Annotated in this window: 16 protein-coding genes; 4 read left to right on the forward strand and 12 right to left on the reverse strand. The window is 67.5% G+C overall.

The window, feature by feature from the left end; genetic code table 11:
- Positions 1-17: 17 nt before the first annotated feature.
- Both HH302_RS08045 and HH302_RS08050 read right to left on the reverse strand, forming a co-directional pair.
- Positions 18-533, reverse strand: a complete 516-nt coding sequence (locus tag HH302_RS08045) for a DNA-deoxyinosine glycosylase (RefSeq protein WP_172201137.1) — start codon at positions 531-533, stop codon at positions 18-20.
- A complete protein-coding gene (locus tag HH302_RS08050; RefSeq protein WP_172201139.1) occupies positions 517-2,307 on the reverse strand; it encodes an endonuclease/exonuclease/phosphatase family protein in 1,791 nt (596 codons plus the stop codon). Before HH302_RS08050 ends, HH302_RS08045 begins: the two co-directional genes overlap by 17 nt.
- A gap of 92 nt (positions 2,308-2,399) precedes the next feature.
- Between HH302_RS08050 and HH302_RS08055 the strand changes: the two genes are divergently transcribed.
- Positions 2,400-4,028, forward strand: a complete 1,629-nt coding sequence (locus tag HH302_RS08055; protein ID WP_172201141.1) for an isovaleryl-CoA dehydrogenase — start codon at positions 2,400-2,402, stop codon at positions 4,026-4,028.
- Between the two features lie 60 nt (positions 4,029-4,088).
- The gene (locus HH302_RS08060; protein WP_172201142.1) at positions 4,089-5,015 is read left to right on the forward strand and encodes a transporter substrate-binding domain-containing protein; all 927 of its coding nucleotides are present in this window, start codon (positions 4,089-4,091) and stop codon (positions 5,013-5,015) included.
- Here the strand turns inward: HH302_RS08060 and HH302_RS08065 are convergent.
- A complete protein-coding gene (locus HH302_RS08065; protein WP_172201143.1) occupies positions 4,998-5,465 on the reverse strand; it encodes a putative toxin-antitoxin system toxin component, PIN family in 468 nt (155 codons plus the stop codon). The genes HH302_RS08060 and HH302_RS08065 overlap by 18 nt on opposite strands.
- Positions 5,466-5,599: 134 nt before the next feature.
- On the opposite strand from HH302_RS08065, the gene HH302_RS08070 reads away from it, so the two are divergent.
- Positions 5,600-7,234, forward strand: a complete 1,635-nt coding sequence (locus tag HH302_RS08070) for a bifunctional aminoglycoside phosphotransferase/ATP-binding protein (protein WP_172201144.1) — start codon at positions 5,600-5,602, stop codon at positions 7,232-7,234.
- On the opposite strand, the gene HH302_RS08075 is transcribed toward HH302_RS08070, so the two are convergent.
- The 7 genes from HH302_RS08075 to HH302_RS08100 form a co-directional block, all read right to left on the reverse strand.
- Complete coding sequence (locus tag HH302_RS08075) at positions 7,219-10,014, reverse strand: AMP-binding protein (protein WP_172201145.1); 2,796 nt, start codon at positions 10,012-10,014, stop codon at positions 7,219-7,221. The genes HH302_RS08070 and HH302_RS08075 overlap by 16 nt on opposite strands.
- Before the next feature lie 82 nt (positions 10,015-10,096).
- Positions 10,097-10,900, reverse strand: coding sequence for a hypothetical protein (locus HH302_RS08080; protein ID WP_172201146.1), 804 nt, complete (start codon positions 10,898-10,900; stop codon positions 10,097-10,099).
- A 49-nt stretch (positions 10,901-10,949) separates the two neighbouring features.
- A complete protein-coding gene (locus HH302_RS22295) occupies positions 10,950-11,429 on the reverse strand; it encodes an Lrp/AsnC family transcriptional regulator (RefSeq protein ID WP_206254986.1) in 480 nt (159 codons plus the stop codon).
- A 15-nt stretch (positions 11,430-11,444) separates the two neighbouring features.
- Positions 11,445-11,921, reverse strand: a complete 477-nt coding sequence (locus HH302_RS22300) for an Lrp/AsnC family transcriptional regulator (protein ID WP_216661839.1) — start codon at positions 11,919-11,921, stop codon at positions 11,445-11,447.
- A 4-nt stretch (positions 11,922-11,925) separates the two neighbouring features.
- Positions 11,926-13,008, reverse strand: coding sequence for an Lrp/AsnC family transcriptional regulator (locus tag HH302_RS08090; RefSeq protein WP_246479762.1), 1,083 nt, complete (start codon positions 13,006-13,008; stop codon positions 11,926-11,928).
- Entirely contained in the window at positions 13,008-14,198 is a 1,191-nt protein-coding gene (locus HH302_RS08095) for a cytochrome D1 domain-containing protein (protein ID WP_371814625.1), read from the reverse strand. Before HH302_RS08095 ends, HH302_RS08090 begins: the two co-directional genes overlap by 1 nt.
- Positions 14,188-14,553: a cytochrome c gene (locus HH302_RS08100; protein ID WP_172201147.1), complete on the reverse strand. Its 366-nt coding sequence runs from the start codon at positions 14,551-14,553 to the stop codon at positions 14,188-14,190. Before HH302_RS08100 ends, HH302_RS08095 begins: the two co-directional genes overlap by 11 nt.
- Positions 14,554-14,832: 279 nt before the next feature.
- Here HH302_RS08100 and HH302_RS08105 point away from each other — a divergent pair, with 279 nt between their 5' ends.
- Positions 14,833-16,206, forward strand: a complete 1,374-nt coding sequence (locus HH302_RS08105) for a hypothetical protein (protein ID WP_172201148.1) — start codon at positions 14,833-14,835, stop codon at positions 16,204-16,206.
- A gap of 65 nt (positions 16,207-16,271) precedes the next feature.
- Here the strand turns inward: HH302_RS08105 and HH302_RS08110 are convergent, their stop codons facing one another.
- Complete coding sequence (locus tag HH302_RS08110; RefSeq protein ID WP_172201149.1) at positions 16,272-16,580, reverse strand: c-type cytochrome; 309 nt, start codon at positions 16,578-16,580, stop codon at positions 16,272-16,274.
- A 121-nt stretch (positions 16,581-16,701) separates the two neighbouring features.
- Positions 16,702-18,426: a nitrite reductase gene (locus HH302_RS08115; protein WP_172201151.1), complete on the reverse strand. Its 1,725-nt coding sequence runs from the start codon at positions 18,424-18,426 to the stop codon at positions 16,702-16,704.
- Positions 18,427-18,501: the final 75 nt, after the last annotated feature.

Below are 18,501 nucleotides of genomic sequence, written 5' to 3' on the forward strand. Positions count from 1 at the left end.
TCCCGCGCCTTCAACAGTTAGTCGACAAGCTGGCGCCACGCGGCCAGCTTGTCGTCAAACCCCTTGCTGGCATGGGCCGGGCTGGTGGATGGCAGCCGGATACGCTCGATCGCGCACGCCGTGGCATCGAGCTGCGGCAGCACATGGCGGCGGAACAGCGTTTCGGCCGCGGTGCCATTGAAGGCAATCTGCACGATCGCTGGGTGCTGCGCGAGAAAACCGGCGAAATCGTTGGCTTCGACGCTGTCACCCTCGATCGCTGAATCAAGGCTGCCGATGCGGCGGCAGGCCGCGAGCACATCCCACAAGGCCACGCCAGCCGCCTGCAGATGCCGCAGACGGTCCGCATAGGCTGCCGCCGGATCGAAGCCGAACAGCGTGCCGACAATGGGCCAGAACGCGTTGCGCGGGTGGGCGTAGTACTGCTGCGCGGCGAGCGAGGCTTCGCCCGGCATCGAGCCCAGCACCAGCACACGCGCACCCGGCGCGGCGACCGGCGGAAACGCCAGCAGGCGCTCAGCGGGGGATGGCATCGATATCGAACACGGCGCGCACCGGGTCGTGGTCCGACTGGGCGTCCGGGTACTCTGCGTTCAGATGCACGATCTGGTAGCCGCGCAGCGCCTGCCCGGCCAGCGGGGGCGACACGAACACATGGTCGAGCGCCTGCGCGTTGCCCTGGTAGATGAAGCTGTAACGCTCCTGCGGCGGCAGACCAAGCGTGAGGTTGGCGAGCCCGGCAGCCTCCAGCGCCTGCGCAGCGGGGCCGAAGGCGAAATCGTTGAAGTCACCCAGCACGACGATGGCCGCATCAGCGCGATGGCCGCGCAAGGTGCGCACGAAATCGGCCACCACGGCAGCCTGCGCCGCCCGCTGCACTTCAGAGCCCGCGAAGGGGGGCTGCTGCGGCCCGAACAAGGGCTGATCCATGCGTTTCGACACGAAATGCGTTGCCACCACGACCAGGCGCTTGCCGGCAACCGAGAACTGCGCAACCAGCGGCTTGCGGCTGGATTCAAAGGCCGGGTCGCTGGGTGCGATGCGGCCTGCAGCGGGTTGCAGCTTGCCGCCCACGCCGATCGCCACCGCATCCTTCGCGCCGCCAACGCTGCCGTCGAGCTGCACCCGTGCAGGGTCGTACAGGATCACCTGCCGGATGTTGGCGCCGGGCGCCCCGCCGTCGGCGTTGTTCTCCGGCGCGATGTCGATCCAGCGGTAGGCCGGCCCACCCGCGGCACGGACTGCATCGGTAAGCCGCGTCAGCGTGCGCGTCGCATCGGTCACGCCGTTGTCGCGCGCGCCGCTGCTGTCCTGCACTTCTTCGAGCGCCAGCAGATGCGGGGCGCGCAGCGGCCCGACGATCTGCCGCGCCAGTGCATCGAAGCGCGCCTGCGGCGCATCGCCGCCGAGGTTCTCGACGTTGTAGGCCGCCACCGCCAGCTGGCCTGGCGCCAGGGCGGGCGCGGCGTCCGCGGGCAGGCTCTTCGATACGAGCTGCGGCGTCTCGGTGAGCTTGAGCCGATAGCTGCCGTAGGCGTAGTCGACCACGCCACGCACGCCGCGCAGGTGATCGCCCACCTTCACACCGGCCGGCGTCGCAGCGAGCGAATCGTCGATCAGAATGCGATGCGGATTGAAGGCACCCGGTGCGATGGTGAGGGCACCACGCGCCGAACGCAGCCCAGTTTCCGCCTGGGCCGCGGCGATCACGACCAGCTCGCCGCGCTTGCCGCGCGCGCTCACCGCCACCGCATCGTCGATCTCGATCCGCATGCCTTCGAGGCTCTCGAAGAAATCCATCGCATAACGCCGGGGTTCCAGCGCACGACGGGCGGCTTCGACGTTGCCCAGCGTGGGCGCGATCGCTGCGGTAGGCGGCAGCCGGCCGCCGTCGCCGATGCGCACAGGCGCCGGCAGGGGCACACCGGCGGCAAGGCGCTGCCAGCGCGCGTCGTCGAGCTGCGTGATCGTCAGGTTGTCGGGGTTGCGGCCCGGTCGGTACTCGCCGACACGGCCGCTCACGGCGAGCCGGTCGCCAACGGCGGGTTTGGCACCCTTCGCGAGGTACACGAACACCGCATCGGCGCTCCATTCATCCGCATCCGGCGTTTCGTCCTGCAGCCAGAAGCCATTGCGGGTCACCGCGGTCACCACGCCGCGCAGATCCTCCACGGAACGGCCCGCGTACGGGCTCAGGTGACCGGTACCCTGAACTTCGCCAATCGTCATCGCGGACGCGCCGGTGGCGGCGAGCAAGGCGAGCAGGCCCGGGACAATACGGTGCAAGGGCAGCTTGGTACGCATCATGGTGCGCTAGCGTACCGGATACCGCAGCGCAGCGTGCCCCGTACGCACGCGTACGTCAGAATCAGCCAGACACCCGACCAAGGAGTGGCGCGATGAGCTGGCCGACGCACGAAGTGATGAACCAATCGCCGGAACTGGGCGACTACAACCTGTTCGAAGCCGACGCAGCGCTGCGCGAAGCCGCCAACCGCGAGGGCGCGGCCTGGGCGAGCGATGCGCTGCGGGCGACCGGTGCGGAACTCGGGCGCACCGAGCTGTTCGAGGCTGGCCGCCTGGCCAACACCTACGGGCCGGTACTCAATGCCTTCGATGCGCACGGACACCGCATCGATCAAGTCGAATTCCACCCCGCCTGGCATGAGCTGATGCGCGGCATCGTCGCACGGGGCTTCCATGCCTCGCCGTGGGCAGAGCCGCGCCCCGGCGCCCATGCCGCGCGCGCTGCCGGCTACCTGATGCAGGCGCAGGTCGAGGCCGGTTCGCTGTGCCCGACCACGATGACCTACGGCGCCATTCCGGCGCTGTCGCGCGACCCCCAGCTCGCTCGCGATTGGCTGCCGCGCCTGATGTCGCGCGACTACGATCCCCGCGACGTGCCGTTTGCCCTGAAGCGCGGCGGGCTGATCGGCATGGGCATGACCGAGAAACAGGGTGGCTCGGATGTGCGGGCCAACACCACGCGTGCTGAACCGGATGGCCACGGCGGCTGGGCGCTGACCGGCCACAAATGGTTCTTCTCCTGCCCGCAGATCGACGCCCACCTGGTGCTGGCGCAAACGCCCAGCGGGCTCTCGTGTTTCTTCGTGCCGCGCTGGCGGCCGGACGGCACGAAGAACCCGGTGCTGGTGCAGCGCCTGAAGGACAAGCTCGGCAACCGCTCCAACGCCTCGTCCGAAGTCGAGTTCCAAGGCGCGTATGCCAGTCTGCTCGGCGAGGCCGGGCGCGGCGTGCCGACCATTCTCGAAATGGGCACCTATACGCGGCTCGATTGCGTGCTCGGCACCACTGGCCTGATGCGCCAGGCGCTCAGCCGCGCGGTGCATCACACCCGCCACCGCAGCGCGTTTGGCGCGATGCTTGTCGCGCAGCCGCTGATGCGCAATGTGCTGGCCGACATGGCACTTGAAGTGGAGGCCGCGATCGCGATCGCACTGCGGCTCGCGCGCGCCTTCGACGAACATGACGATGCCTCGCAGCACCTGCGCCGATTGCTCACGCCGGCGGCGAAATACTGGATCTGCAAGCGTGGCCCGGAACTCGCCGCCGAAGCTATGGAGGTGATGGGCGGCAACGGCTATGTCGAATCCGGCGCCCACGCTCGCATCTATCGCGAGATGCCGGTGAACTCGATCTGGGAAGGCTCGGGCAACGTGATGTGCCTCGACGTGATGCGCGCACTCGCCCGCAGCCCGCACGCGGCCGATGCCCTGGCCGCAGAGCTTGCCCCCGCAACCGGGCGCAACGCGGACTTCGACCGCTTTGTCGGCACGCTCCACCAGAGCCTGCGCGCGGGCGAGCCTGATCCAGCCGGGGCGCGCCGACTCGCGCAGAACGTGGTGCTGGCGGTGCAGGGCGCACTGCTGCTGCAACATGCGCCCGCCGGTATCGCGCAGGCTTTCTGCCGCTCGCGCCTGGCAGGGGACTGGGGCTACAGCTTCGGCACCCTGCCCGCCGCCAGCGACCTCGATCGGCTGATCCAGCGCGCGCTGCAGACGGAATGACCCTACCCGCGGCGCGGCGAAAGGGCTAGGCTAGCGGCAAAGAACAAGGAGAGAGACGCCGTGCTGCTCCGCCGCCGCATCCTGATGCTGGCCGCGTGTGTTCTGGCCAGTCTGGCCGCCACCGCGGGTGAAACGATCGTGCGCTTCCCGCGTGGCGCCAATCCGACCGATTTTCGTTACACCTACCCGGTCCGCATCCTGCAGCTGGCGCTCGACAAGACCGCCGCGGAAGACGGTCCGGCGCGCGCCGTGCAGGCCACCGAGCCGATGACCAATGCGCGCATCCAGGCCGAAATCGAGCGCGGCGGCCTGATCGACATCGCGAACTATCCGCCGGGCCGGGATCTCACGCAGCGCCTGCAAGCGATCCCGATCTGCATCCGCAAGGGCATCCTCGGCATCCGCATCTTCATCATCGACCGCAAACAGGCGCCCCGCTTCGCCGCAGTGCGCACGCTGGACGACCTGAAGGCGCTCAGCGCCGGCCAGCTGAAAGACTGGCTGGATACCCGGGTGCTGCGTGCCAACGGCCTGCAGGTAGTGACCTCGGAGAACTACGAAGACCTCTTCGAAATGCTCGCGACCGGCAAATTCGATTACTTCCCGCGTGGTGTCCATGAGCCCTATCGCGAAGTCGAGCCCCGCGCGCTGCGCTTTCCGGACCTGATGGTGGAAGAGACCCTGGCGCTCAACTACCCGCTGCCGGACTACTTCTTCGTGCGCAAAGGCAATACCGCGCTGGCGAACCGCGTGCAGCGCGGCCTCGAACGGGCGATTGCCGACGGCTCCTTCGAGGCGGCGTTCCAGAAGGAGTTCGCCGAATCCTTGCGTCGCGCCAAAGTCGCGCAACGCAACATCATCCATCTCGACAACCCGGATGTCGGGCCCTTGCCCAACCCGGACGACCCGAAGCGCTGGCTTCAGGCCACCAAGGCCGCCGACGAGGGCGGCAAACGCAGCAACGGCAAATCAGCCCATAGCGACTGAGAGCCAGCGCTCGAACGCCTCGGGCGTGATGATCGCGACGCGCTCGCGCAGCAGGCGATGCTTTGCCAGCCGCAGCACCGCCTTGTCGCGGCTCAGCAGCAGGTTTGCGCCACCGGTGAAGGCCAGCTCGATGAACTTCTGGTCATCGCTGTCGCGGCACTTGGGCAACAGATATTCCGGCTCGATCGCAGGCACCAGCTCGACCCGCGCGCGGTATTCGGCAAGCAGCGCGGCCTGCGCATCCGGTGCGACCGCGAACTGCGTATAGGCGAGCACGCGGCGCAGTTCTTCGAGGGTTTCTTCCCTTGCCAGCAACACGAAGCGGCCCGCCTCGCAGGCCGCGCGCAAATGCGGCAGCTTCGGGTCACGGAACAGCCACAGCGCCAGTACGGTGTTGGAATCGAGCAGCACGCGCGGCTGCGCCGGAAGGGTTTCTAGCAAGGCAGACATAGCCGCGACTCTAGCCTAGATCGCAGCCGCATCAACGCTGCATGCCGCGGCGATTGCTTTGCACCCGCTGCTCGCCTACGGTTGAAAGGCGGCCACCGCTTGCGTTAGGCACGCCGCCGCGCCGGCAGCCACCCATGAAGCCCGATCGCCCCCTTCCCGATGCAGACACGTTGCAACGCCAGCTGGTTGAAGCGCTGCACACACCCGACTGCTACCCGCACCCGGTGGGCACGGTGCGGCTGCTGGAAACCCATATTTCGCGCGTGCTGCTGACCGGCGACTTCGCCTACAAACTGAAGAAGCCGGTCGACCTTGGCTTTGTCGACTTCAGTACGCTCGCGCTGCGCCGGCGCGACTGCGAAGACGAGCTGCGTCTCAATCGCCGCCTCGCACCCGAGCTCTACCTCGCCCTCGTCACCTTCTGCGGCGACCCCCGCGCGCCACGCCTGCGCTGCGACGCCGACGCCGACGCAGCGGATGTCATCGACTACGCGGTGCAGATGCGCGAGTTTCCGCAGGATGCGCTGCTCGACCGCATCGCGGCGCGCGGTGCGCTGACGCCCGACACCGTCGATGCCATTGCCGACGCGATGGCGCACTTCCACGAGAGCGTTGCGCGTGCGGGCATCGATGATATTTACGGCACCCGCACCACGGTTTGGGACCCGGTCGCCAACATCATCGCGCCGCTTCGCGCGAGCGCGCAGAACGCCGACGAAGGCGCGCTGCTGAGCCGGCTCGACGCATGGTGCACCGGCGAGTACGCACGGCTCGAAACGTTCTTTGCCGCGCGCAAGCGCGACGGTTTCGTGCGCGAAGGCCATGGCGACCTGCACCTAGGCAATATTGCACTGCTGCACGGCCGGCCGCAGGTGTTCGACTGCATCGAGTTCAGCGCCGCGCTGCGCTGGGTGGACGTGATCTGCGAAGTCGCCTTCCTGTTCATGGACCTCGAAGCGCATGGCCGCAGCGACCTCGCGTGGCGCTTCCTCAACCGTTACCTCGAACACGGTGGCGACTACGCGGGCCTCGCCGCCCTGCGTTTTCACCATGCCTACCGCGCGCTGGTGCGCGCCTATGTCGCCGGCATCCGCGCCGCTCAGCCGGATGCCGCCAGTCACCCGCAGGCCACGCTCGATCGCGCGCGCTACCTCGCCTGCGCAGCGCGGGTGCTGCGCAAGCCAGCGCCACAGCTGCTGCTGATGCATGGCCTCTCCGGCAGCGGCAAATCGTATTGGGCTGGTATCGCACTCGAACTCATCGGCGCAGTGCGCGTGCGGTCGGATGTCGAGCGCAAACGCCTCAACGGCCTGGACCCCACGGCCCGCAGCGGTTCGCCGGTCGACGGCGGCATCTACGCCGAAGCCGCAACGCGCGCCACCTATGCGCGGCTCGCGGAACTCACCACCGGCTTGCTGGCGGAAGGCCACAGCGTCATCGTCGATGCCGCCCATCTCAAACGCTGGCAACGTGATGCCCTGCGCACCACGGCACTAGCGCTTGGTCTGCCCTGCCGCATTCTCAGCTGCGTCGCAGCGCCGGCCACGCGGCTCGCACGGCTGCGGGCGCGCGCAGCGGCCGGGCTGGATGCATCGGAGGCCAGCGCGACAGTGCTGATGCACCAACGCGAGCACTGTGAGCCGCTGGCGGCCGACGAGCAGGCGATCACGCTCGAGATCGACAGCGAACGCGCGACGCCCGAGCTGCTACGGCGCTCACTCGCCGCACCGAGCCACGCGGCGCGCGTGCGCGATCACGCGCCGTCCTGAGCGCTTGTATCGAGATCGGGTTCGCCGCACAGGCGGCGCAGCTCGGCGCGGGTTGCCGCCATCAAGCGCATCGCCGCCGGCCAATCCTGGCCATCGGGCGCCAGGGTCGCGCCTTGCTCGAAACGCAGTGGCTCGCGATGTGGCAGCCAGGTGCCATCGCGCAACAGGGCACGACTGCCGCGCAAGCCGGTGCAGACGACCGGCACGCCGGCATGCGCGGCAGCGAGGAAGGCACCAGCATGAAAGCGTCGCAGGCCTGCTGCGCGCGTGAAGGTGCCCTCCGGGAAGACCACCAGCTGCGCGCCGCGCCGCAGGGCCTCGACCAGCACTTCGACATCCTCCGCGCCGCGCAGCGCATCGTGGCGCTCGACGAACAGGGCACCGAGGCCGCGCAGCAGCGTGCCGGCGACGCGCTGCTGCGCGAGTTCGGCCTTCGCGACAAAACGGTACTGCGGCGGCAAGGCCGCGCTGAGCAACAGCCCGTCGAGATAGCTTGCGTGATTGCACACCAGCAGGTGCGCACCAGCGGGCGCGGCTAGGGCGGCAGGTGTCTCGATCGACAGCCCGCACAGCTGCATCCAGCCGCGTGCGGCACGATGGACCCAGGCGCGCGCCCAGGCGTGCGCGGGGCAGAACGCCACCAGCACGCACGTCGGTGCCGCCAGCAGCGCGAACGCCGCAAGCGACCAGTACGACCACAGGCGCCCCGCCAGCCAGCGTGCGCTGACGCGGAGCCGCGCCAACAGGCCTTGGACCAGCAGGCGCACGCCCTGCAGCCACAGCGGCCAGTCGCGCTGGCGCAGTTCGCCGGCCAGATAGCGCTCGCGCGTGGCAGCCCGGCGCAGTTTGCCGCTGGAGGTCTTGAGCACCGCATGCGGCGGCGCAAGCACGATGTCGTCGGCCGCTTCGCCAAGCACCGCCTGTGTGCAATCTGCAATGCGCCGCTGCAGCGCCGCACGGGCCGCGGCATCGCGTTCGCGCGTTTCGGCCAGCACGACGAGGCGCTCGCCGCCGCCGCCCGCTGGCGCACACGCGAACACCGCCACACAGCCACGGCGCACGCCAGGCAGCGCACCGACCGCCTGCTCCAGATCGTAGGGGTAGAGGTTGCGGCCGCCGCGGATGATCATGTCCTTGATCCGCCCGGTGAGATGGATCTCGCCATCAGCGAGATACGCCATGTCGCCACTGTCCAGCCAGCCGTCGCGGAACAACCGGGCGTTTGCCACCGGGTTGCGGTAGTACCCGCTGGTGGCCGAGGGGCCACGAAATTCCAGGCGGCCAATGCGCCGCTCCGGCAGTTCGTCGCCCGCGAGATCCACCACGCGCACTTCATGGCCGGGCAGCGGGCGGCCGCAGGCCGGAATCAGCACCGCATCGTCGCCCGCTGCAGCGGGGTCCGCGCGGCGCTCCTGCGCGAACGGAGCGGTGCGGATTCGATCAATGCGCGGGCCGCGCCCCGGCGGCGGAAAGGCGAGGCCGACCGAGCATTCCGCCAGCCCGTACACCGGCGCCAGCGCCTCACGCCGCAAGCCAGCCGGCGCGAACCGCGCAGCAAAGGCGTCCAGCGTTGCCGGGCTGACCGGTTCGGCGCCATTCAGCGCCATCCGCCAGCAGGAAAGATCCAGCTCCGCCAAGGCAGCATCCGGCACCTTGCGCACGCACAGCTCGTAGGCGAAGTTGGGGCCGGCCGATAGCGTCGCGCGGTGTTGCGAGATCGCCTCAAGCCAGCGCGCGGGTCGCGCCAGGAAGGCCAGCGGGGACATCAGGACCAGTGGGAAACCGTAGTAAAGCGCGCCCAGCCAGGCGCCGATCAACCCCATGTCGTGATACAGCGGCAACCACGAGACGAACACGTCGTCCTGCGTGACCTGGCAGGCGTGCCCCATCGCGCGCAGGTTCGCAAGCAGGTTGGCGTGGCTCAGCGCCACACCCTTCGGGTCGCCGGTGCTGCCGGAGGTGTATTGAAGCAGCGCCAGCGCATCCGCGGCCGGGTGCATGACATGCTGCGCCGTGCCGACCAGTTCGTCCGGCGCCAGCACCGCGATGATGCCCGGCGCCGCGGCCCGCAGGCGCAGCGCAACCGGCTTGGCCTGCGGCACCGTGATCAGCAGGCTGGCTTGTGCATTCGCGAGGATCGTCGCGTGGCGGCGCACATGCTCGTCGATCTGCGCCAGCCGCGCCGGTGGGTAGATCGGCACCGGCACGCCACCGGCGAGCAGCACGCCGAAGAAGCTCACAAGGTAGTCGTGCCCTGTCGGCAGCATCAGCGCCACCGTCTGCCCGCTGCGAAGACCAGCGGCGATCAGTGCGGCGGCGCGCTGGGCAGCGCCCTGCCACAGCGCGCCGTAGGTCAGGGGCTGGTCGGCGCCTGCCTGGTCGAGCAACAGCACATGCACGCGATCAGGCTCGCGCTGCGCGCGCCACTCAAGCACTTCGACCAGGCTTGTCGCCTGCTCGGGCGTGCCCTGCTCGCGGGCGCGCTCGACCGGGAGGGCCGTCGACGCAACGCTGGTCGGCAATTCGCCAGCCCAACGCAGCAACTCACGTAAGGTATCGGCCTCGGCGTACGCGCGCTCCGGGAACTGCAGCTTCAGCGCATCCGCAATGCGACTGATCAGTTCGACGCGACCGAGACTATCGAGCTCGAGATCGCGGCCAAAGGCGCTGTCGGCGTCGAGCGCGATCTCGCGGCCCGGATGCGTTTCGCGCAGCAGGGCGGCAGCAATCTCAAGCGCCTGCGCGCAACGGGCATCGCGCGTGGCGACAGCATCGGCCATGATCGGCCCTCCACCCACGGCGAAGGCGAGAGTGCCACATCACCGGGGCCTATCCTCAGCATAGGCGCCGGCGGATCAGCCGTCAGAACCGGTAACCGAGGGTCAGCTGGATCCGGCGCCGGTAGGTGTTGGGCACGCCGCTGCCCCACAGCAGGCCACCGCCCATCAGCGCCGCTTCCCATGCCGGCGCGAGCCGCAAGCCACCTTCAAGCTCGGCGGTGGCGCCGCTCTTGCCATCCTGTTCCCAGTCGAACACCGGCTTGATCGTGAGCTTCAGGAACCGGCCGCCGCCCCAGCCGTCGTTGAGGCTTGCTTCGAGCTTGGTGTAGTTGATGTCCTTGCGGCTCTCATCACCTGCGAACGAGACGACCTGCTGCACCAGGCCAGCGAGGGTCAACGCGTGCTTGCTGTCGGCGATGCGGTAGGCGCCGGCAGGCAGACGCGTACGCAGCGCAGGCGCGATCTGGTACTTGCCACTGCCGAGGCTGGCCGGGTCTGCGGTCGGCAAGGTGAACTCGGCGTATGCGGTGAGTGGCAGGCCGAAGACATCCACCGCTTCGAGATCGCCCCGCAATTTGATGTCGCCGAGTCGCGGGTCGAGCAGCTTGCCGCTGTAGCTGGTGTCGGCATCGGGAAACGGCACGTCCAGCCGCAACAGCGACAGATGCGCGGCGGGGAAGTACTCAAGGCGCAGCGTGCTGCGGGTTGATTCGTCAGCCGTGCCGCGGTCGGTATTCTGGCGCTTGAACTGGAAACGCCAGGGATAAGGCTGCGCCGCTGCGGCGCTCGAAGCCGGTTCGTCGTCGGCCACGGCAGGCGTGCTTGCCCACAGGGAAGCAAGCAGCACGGCAAGGAAGCGGCGAGGTAGGTGGAGGCTGACCATCACGAGCGGAATTGTCGCCGCAGCGCGCGACAGGTGAAAGCCGGCACGCGGCTCAGGCGCCGATGCGCAGGCCGGTTTTCTTCAGGATGGCGGTGGAGAACAACACGTCGTGCGCGCGGCAGGCCGCGCCCAGCAGGGCATGGATCTCCGCAACGCGGGCGAGCACTTCTTCGCGCGTATGACCGTGCACCATCGCGAAGAGGTTGTAGGGCCACAGCGGCAGGCGACGCGGCCGGCGGTAGCAGTGGGTGACGCAGTCCATATGACCGAGTTGTTCGCCGAGCGCGTCCACCTGTTCGTCATCGACATCCCAGACCGACATGCCGTTGGCGGTGTAGCCCAGGGCGTAGTGGTTCGGCACCGCAGCGATACGCCGCACCCTGCCGTCGGCTTGCATGGCGCGGAAGCGTTCGAGGATGCGCCCGGGCTGTTCGCCGAGCGCCTCACCGATCGCCTGGAAGGGCTCAACGGTGAGCGGCAGGCCAGCCTGCGTGGCGAGCACGATGCGGCGGTCGAGTTCGCTGTCGTCCATCTCGCTCGCTCCTGATCAAACAGTGAACTTGAGTTCGACGAAGAACTCGCGTTCCTTCGGGAAGGCGTACACCGGCAAACCGGTCTCGGCCTCGATCCGCGCAATCGCGGCATCAATGCCCTGCGGCGTTTCGGTCGCCAGCACGAACCACATGTTCAGCGCATGCTCACGGCGGTAGTTGTGCGCCACCTCGGGCAGCGCATTGACCTGCTCGCACACGGCATCCCAGCGCTCGTCCGGCACCGCCAGCGCCGCCAGCACGAAAGCGCCGCCCATCCTGGCGACATCGAACATCGGCCCGAAGCGCGTCAGCACCCGGCGCTCAAGCAGGGCGGCGATGCGATCCACCACCGCCTGTTCGCTGATGCCAAGGGCGTCGGCGAGCGCGGCGTAGGGCCGCTCGATCAAGGGCAGACCGTCCTGCAGCGCGGTGATGAGGGTGCGATCGATCGGGTCGAGCTGCGCAGGTTCGGTTGCGAGCGGGCGCGCCATCGGCTCAGCGTTCCGCGTAGCGGGCACCGCGCTGCTTGTAGCGGCGGGTCGAGAACAGCACCTCGGAAGGGCAATCGGCAATGCCGGCCTCGGCGACCGCGCGTTCGCGGGTCTGCAACACGGCTTCGCGCTCGCGCCCGTGGATCATGCAGTACAGGTTGTAATGCCAGCGCTCGGACACGCGTGCGCGCCGGTAGCACAGGTTCACGCCGGGCAGCGCGGCGATGCGGCGGCCGGCTTCGGCGGCGCGCGCATCCGGCACATCCCACACGCACATCGCGTTGGCGCGAATGCCCAGCTCGTGGTGATGGACCACGATACCGATGCGACGGATCGCGCCGGTCGAGAGCCAATGCCGCAGCTGTTCGATCACTTCGGTTTCGTGCATGTCGGCACGCATGCCCAGCCGCGCGAAAGGCCGCGGCACCAGTGGCAGGCCTTGCTCCAGCGCCGCCAGAAGGCGCCACTGACGGCTGTCCAGATTCACGCGGGCGCGGGTGAGGTCGACCGAGCGTGCCGCGCGCGCTTCCGGACCGCGCAGATCGAAACCCAGATCCAGGTGATAGCCCTCGAGCATCGGCAGGTCGAGCGGTGCCGCGCCGGTGGCATCCTCGATACGTTGCAATGCGGCGTCGATCTGGCGCCGTTCTCCTGCAGTGAGCACGAACCAGAGGTTGTATTCGTGCTCGCGCGCGTAGTTGTGATTCACCTCGGACATCAGCGAGATGTAGCCCGCGACCGATTCGACGCGGTCCTGCGGCACGCTCAGCGCGGCCAGCGTGGATGCGCCGAAGGCTGCCGGCGTGAGCACCGCACCAACACGCGAAATGGCACCTTCGCGCTGCAAACGGCGCAGTGCGGACAGCACATCGCGCGGCGGGCGGCCATAGGCCTCCGCGATGCGGGCGAAAGGCTCCGGGTCGAGCGGCAGATCGCGCTGCCAGCGGTTGAGCAGTTCGAAACCGAAGGCTTCGTCATGCACCTCGTCACCGCCCTGCCCACCGAGGAGCGTAAGAATGTCGACCGAGCCGCCGCTAGAGGGCACGGAATGGGGCGGCGGCATGTCGGTCATCATCCTGGGTTTCATCAGAATCCGATTCTCGCGGCGCGCGTCGTGAAGAAGATGCCGGACGGCGCGTCGATGGAAAAGCTTGCGAGCGTGTCAAAGCGCTCGGTGTTGATCACGCTGACCCGGTTGTCATCGCGCGCCGAGAGCCACACCTCGGCGCCGCGCGGCAGGAATTCCAGATGCAGCACGGCGCGACCGGGTTCCAGCGACTTGACGACACTGCGCGACAGCGAATCGATCACCTGTACTTTGCCGTTATCCGGGAAGGCGAAGTTGACCCATATCTGTCTTCCGTCAGGTCGCGCCATCACGAAGACCGGCTGACCCGCCACCGGAATCTGCGCAACCTGTTGCCAGCTGCGGGTATCGACCACCCATACCTGGTGCCGGCCAATCGCCGGCAGCCACAGGTAGCCATCGGCCATCGCCCAGCCGCGCAGGTGCGGCATCTTGTAAACCGGCAGCTTCTCGTCACCGCGGCCCCAATCGCGCAAGACCTTGCGCACGCCTTTCTCAGGCTGCCAGAGATCAAGCAGTGCGAGTCCGTCCTCGCCGAACAGGCCGGCGAGGTAGTAGCGCCCGTCCGGCGTCACCAAACCGTCATAAGGCTGCAGGCCGGCGGCGTATTTTTCGGTGCGCGGCGTCTTGGGGTCGGACAGGTCGGTGACCCAGATCTCGCCTGCGTCGAACAGCGCGTAGGCGAAGCGGTTGCCGGGCAGGTCGGCCAGCCCGACCACCTTGGAGCGCTTGCCCTCTGCGCCGTAGGTCGAAGGCACCTCGGCCAGCGGCGCCAGCGTATCGGCGTCGAAGGCGCGGATACCGCCCGGCTCGTAGTTCTGCGCGACGACGATACGGCCGTCCTGGCTGATGGCGCCGCCAATCGAGTTGCCGGCTTGTTGCACGCGGTGCGTGATACGGCGGGCCAGCAGGTCGACACGCGTCAGCGCGCCGTCGCGGCCGAATACGAAGGCGAAACGGCCATCGCGTGCGAACACCACCGAAGCATGCGACAGATCGCCCAGCCCGCTGACCTCGCCAAGCACGGTGCGATGCGAGGTGTCGACCACCGCGATCTTGCCGCTCGCGCGTGCAATGACGACCCCCAGATCGCCTGTGCCACGCAACTCGGGCGCTGGCGGCTGCGAGGCGCATCCGGCGAGCAGGCCGGCAGCGAGCAGCAGCGCCCGGATCCGCAGGTCAATGCGCACGGGCAAGCTCCTGCGGGAAACCGTTGATCAGCTGATCGAGGATCCAGTCGGCCTCACCCTCGGTCAGAAAAGGTGCCCAGGGTGGCATCGGCGTGCCCGGACGGCCGTGCAGGATGGTGGCGAGCATCGCCTCGCGCGGCCGGTTGGCCAGTGTTCCGGCGTTGAGCGCCGGCCCCAGTCCGCCGGTCAGCTGCATGCCGTGGCACGAGCCGCAGTCCTGCCGAACCAGGTGAATCAGCGCGTCAACGCGTTCGGCCGACGGCGCCGCGGACGCATCCGAGGCCTGCCAGAAGCCCAGCAGCAAGGCACCGACCGCGCCGATGCGGATGATGCGATCAAACAAGTGTGGCGACATGGATTCGCGCTCCCCCTTCGCGAGATGGGGCCAGCATGCCGACCGGGTGCTACGCCAGCGTTGATCGCAGTCAAGCCGCCGGACGCACTGTCGGCGAATCGGGCGGGGCCTGATCTGGCACAAGCGGGCCGCTCCGCGCTGCGGCGGCTCTTTTGTTGGGTGTTGCCCCGGTTGATGGTGATCAACACCCCATGTTGCCCCCTCCAGAAATCCGGAATTTGGCCGAAAATCAGATAAGTGTTGCTGCAGACACGCCCATTAGAAGAACAAGGAGACATCGTGACCGCGATTCAACTGATGAAATCGCCGATGCGGCCTTTGGCTCAACGCCGCTGGCGCTGCTGGCTGAGCGTGCTGTGTGCGGCATCACTGCTTGGCGGTTGTGCGAGCTGGTATGGCCGCGACGCGCAGCAGGAGGCCCTGAAACGCGCCGAGTCGCAATTGCAGCAACGCGTGATGCGCTACGCCGACGGCTACATGGACAGCGTGTCGCTGGCGGTGCGGCAAGTCGAGGATCAGGTGAACGACCCGCACTCGCGGCGCCTGCTCAACGATTTTCAGGTCAAGCAGTCCACCGCTGCGGTACAGATCGGCTCCGGCCCCAGCGCAAAGATCAATGCGCTGGACATGCTGATCCTCGCGACGCTGACCCGTAATGTCGTCGAACAACGCCTGCCGCCGGTGCTCGGCAAATCCGCCGCGCCGGTGATCAACACCTTCGGCAAGCTCGAAACTGGCGCCTGGGCGCTGGTGGATTTTCTGACGCCCGCCCAACGCGACGATCTGCGCAGCAAGCTCGAAGCCTGGAAGCAGACCTCCACCTCGCTGGACAGCGTCGCCTTCAACCGCCTGGCGGACTTCGCACGGGCAACCGGCCTGCTGAAACCGGGCGACGCGCCGGATGATGGCGTGTTCGGCCTGATCGGCCTTGACCCCTTTGCTGGCCTCAGCCCCGCAGTGAAGGAGATCGAACAGAGCCGGCTGTTGGCCGAGCGCGCGATCTACTACGCCCAACGCTCGCCGATGCTGCTCGATCTGCAGACGCGTTCCTTGTCCAGCGCACTGGCGGACATGCCCGAATCGCGCGCGATGTTGGCGACCTCCACCCGCGTCGGCGACGCGGCAGCGAAGATGGCCGAAACCGCGGCACTGATGCCGGCGACGCTGAGCTCTGAACGCGAGGCCGCCATCCGCCAGATGTTTGCCGCCCTGCAACAGCAGCAAGGCACGATGACCGCGATGCTGCTCGAACTGCGGCAAAGCCTCGAAGCTGGCCGCGCGGCATCGGATTCGGTGCATGGCGTGATCGAGAGCACCGACGCGCTGCTGACCCGGCTCAAGGTCGGCGAGCCGCCGCCACCGAACGCGCCGCCGCCGGGCCGCCCCTTCAACATCACCGAATACACCGCAGCCGCCGCAGCCCTGGGCGACAGTGCGCAGCAGATCCAGAGTCTGGTCATGCTGCTGGAGAAGGACACCCCAGCCGCGATGAAGCTGGCGGAGTCGGCGCGCGCGCAGGGCGAAGTGCTGATCGACCACCTCTTCAAGCGGCTGATCCAGGCCTTCGGCGTGCTCTTCCTAGGCGTGCTGGTGATCGTCGTCGCGTCGCGCTGGATTACCGGCCACTTCCAACGCAAGGCGCTGCAGCGCTGAACCCGCCGCCGACAAAAAGGGCGCCAGAACGGCGCCCTTTGCTCTTGTGCAACACACCGTACGGGCTACTTGCCGCCAGCGAGTGCCCACGCGACCAGCGTCCGGATGTCCTCTTCCGGCACATTGTTGGGTGGCATCGGCACCGGCCCCCAAACGCCCTTGCCGCCCGCCTTCACCTTCGCGACGAGCTTGTCCGGCATGTCCGACTGGCCTTTGTACTTGGCCGACACATCCTGCCAGGCCGGCCCGACCACCTTCTTGTCCGGCGCATGGCAGGCGGCACAGTTGTATTTCTTCGCGAGCTCGGCACTGGCTTGCACCTGTGGCGCCCCCAACGCTGCGCCTGCGGCGATCAGCAGAACGATTCGCTTCATGTAACCCTCCCCCCGATTTGCGGGCTTTGATTCGAAAACGCCGGCGGGTCTCCCCGCCGGCGTTCCCATTCCCTCTTGAGACCTTTGGCCGCGCGGGTGGCGGCCGCCGGGCAACACGCGATCAATAGACGTCGTTTTGCGTGTTGTTCAGGTTGAAGTGGCCGGTTGGCGTGATCAGGCGCGGATCGCGGATCACGGCCTTGAGCGCGAGGGTCTTGTCGTCGACCACCACGATCGCAGACTCCTTGTTCTTCGCTGACCACACGGAGAACCATACTTCGTCGCCGGCCTTGTTGTATTCCGGCTGCACCACACGGCGGGCGCCGTCATCCTTGATGCCCGACCATTCGCCGATCGGCAGCACCTTGAAGCCCTTGTCGAGGTTCTTGATGTCGAACACCGCAACCGATTGCGAGATTGCCGGTTCCGGATTGAGTGGCGTGTCGACATACAGGTGCGTCGATTTCGGATGCGTCTTGAGGAATAGCGAGCCACCGCCCTGCCCCTTCAACTGCGCGACCATCTTCCACGCATATTCCTTGTGCTTGACCGGATCGGTACCGACCAGCGCAATCGTGTCGTCGCCAAGATGGCCGGTCGCCCAGACCGGGCCGAATTTCGGATGCACGAAGTTGGCGCCACGACCCGGGTGCGGAATCTTGCCGACGTCCGCGATACCGGCGAGCTTGTCTTCCTTCGCGTCGATCACGCCAATCTTGTTCGACTGGTTCGCTGCCACCATGAAGTAGCGGTGCGTGCTGTCCCAGCCGCCGTCGTGCAGGAAGCGGGCCGAGCCGATCTCGGTGATCTTCAGCGCATCGATGTTCGAGTAGTCGACCATCAGCGTCTTGCCGGTCTCCTTCACGTTGACGACGAACTCCGGCTTGAAGTGCGACGCGACGATCGACGCCACGCGCGGTTCCGGATGGTAGTCCTGGGTGTCGACCGTCATCCCGCGGGTGGCGACGATCTTCTTCGGCTCCAGCGTGTTGCCGTCCATGATCACGAACTGTGGCGGCCAGTAGGTGCCGGCGATCGCGTACTTGTCCTCGTAGCCCTTGAACTTCGAGGTATCGACCGAGCGCGCCTCAAGACCGACGCGGATCTCGGCAACGTTGTCCGGCTTCTCCATCCACAGGTCGATCAGGTTGATCTTCGCGTCGCGGCCGATTACGAACAGATAGCGGCCAGACGCCGACACGCGCGAGATGTGCACCGCATAGCCGGTCTTGATGATGTTGATGATCTTCTTGCTGTCGCCGTCGATCAGGGCGATCTCGCCGGCGTCGCGCAAGGTGGTCGAGAAGATGTTGGCGATGTTGTAGTTGTTCATCTTCTTCGTCGGGCGCTTCTCCGGCGGAACGATGACCTTCCAGGTCGCCTTCATGTCCTTCATGCCGTATTCCGGCGGCTGCGGAGGCGTTTGCTGCACGTAGCGCGCCATCAGGTCGACATCCTGCTCGCTCAACTCGCCCGAGGTCTGCCAGTTCGGCATGCCGGCCGGCGACCCGTAGGCAATGAACACCTTGAGGTAGTCCGTGCCCTTGCCGATCGTGATGTCCGGTGTCAGCGGCTTGCCGGTGGCACCCTTGCGCAGCACGCCATGGCAGCCGGCGCAGCGCTCGAAGTAGATCTGGCGCGCCTTGTCGAACTCCGCCTTGCTCATTGGCGGCGCCTTCGGGTTGATGTCCTGGTACATCTCCACGTCGGCCAGTGGCGAGCCGCCCGCCTGGTATTTCACCTCGGCGTCGGTAACCCCCATCTTGTTGTCCGCCGCCCATAGCGGCCCGCCCCCCAATGTGGCCAGTGCGGCCAGCGTGGCGATCGATAACGCCTTCTTGTTCATGTGCTCTCCCCCAATGTAAGACCGGTGCCCAGACCGTCTGAGACGGCGCCACTGTCTTCCCCACTCCTGGTGGGG

The organism is Niveibacterium sp. COAC-50 (assembly GCF_013184235.1).
Lineage (GTDB): Bacteria > Pseudomonadota > Gammaproteobacteria > Burkholderiales > Rhodocyclaceae > Niveibacterium > Niveibacterium microcysteis.

What these genes read in the sequence shown, in the direction of transcription:
- HH302_RS08050 (WP_172201139.1), bottom strand. Translation starts at nt 2,307, where the DNA reads ATGATGCGTACCAAGCTGCCCTTGCACCGTATTGTCCCGGGCCTGCTC.
- HH302_RS08065 (WP_172201143.1), bottom strand. Translation starts at nt 5,465, where the DNA reads ATGTCTGCCTTGCTAGAAACCCTTCCGGCGCAGCCGCGCGTGCTGCTC.
- HH302_RS08055 (WP_172201141.1), top strand. Translation starts at nt 2,400, where the DNA reads ATGAGCTGGCCGACGCACGAAGTGATGAACCAATCGCCGGAACTGGGC.
- HH302_RS22295 (WP_206254986.1), bottom strand. Translation starts at nt 11,429, where the DNA reads ATGGACGACAGCGAACTCGACCGCCGCATCGTGCTCGCCACGCAGGCT.
- HH302_RS08075 (WP_172201145.1), bottom strand. Translation starts at nt 10,014, where the DNA reads ATGGCCGATGCTGTCGCCACGCGCGATGCCCGTTGCGCGCAGGCGCTT.
- HH302_RS22300 (WP_216661839.1), bottom strand. Translation starts at nt 11,921, where the DNA reads ATGGCGCGCCCGCTCGCAACCGAACCTGCGCAGCTCGACCCGATCGAT.
- HH302_RS08100 (WP_172201147.1), bottom strand. Translation starts at nt 14,553, where the DNA reads ATGTCGCCACACTTGTTTGATCGCATCATCCGCATCGGCGCGGTCGGT.
- HH302_RS08115 (WP_172201151.1), bottom strand. Translation starts at nt 18,426, where the DNA reads ATGAACAAGAAGGCGTTATCGATCGCCACGCTGGCCGCACTGGCCACA.
- HH302_RS08070 (WP_172201144.1), top strand. Translation starts at nt 5,600, where the DNA reads ATGAAGCCCGATCGCCCCCTTCCCGATGCAGACACGTTGCAACGCCAG.
- HH302_RS08110 (WP_172201149.1), bottom strand. Translation starts at nt 16,580, where the DNA reads ATGAAGCGAATCGTTCTGCTGATCGCCGCAGGCGCAGCGTTGGGGGCG.
- HH302_RS08045 (WP_172201137.1), bottom strand. Translation starts at nt 533, where the DNA reads ATGCCATCCCCCGCTGAGCGCCTGCTGGCGTTTCCGCCGGTCGCCGCG.
- HH302_RS08090 (WP_246479762.1), bottom strand. Translation starts at nt 13,008, where the DNA reads ATGAAACCCAGGATGATGACCGACATGCCGCCGCCCCATTCCGTGCCC.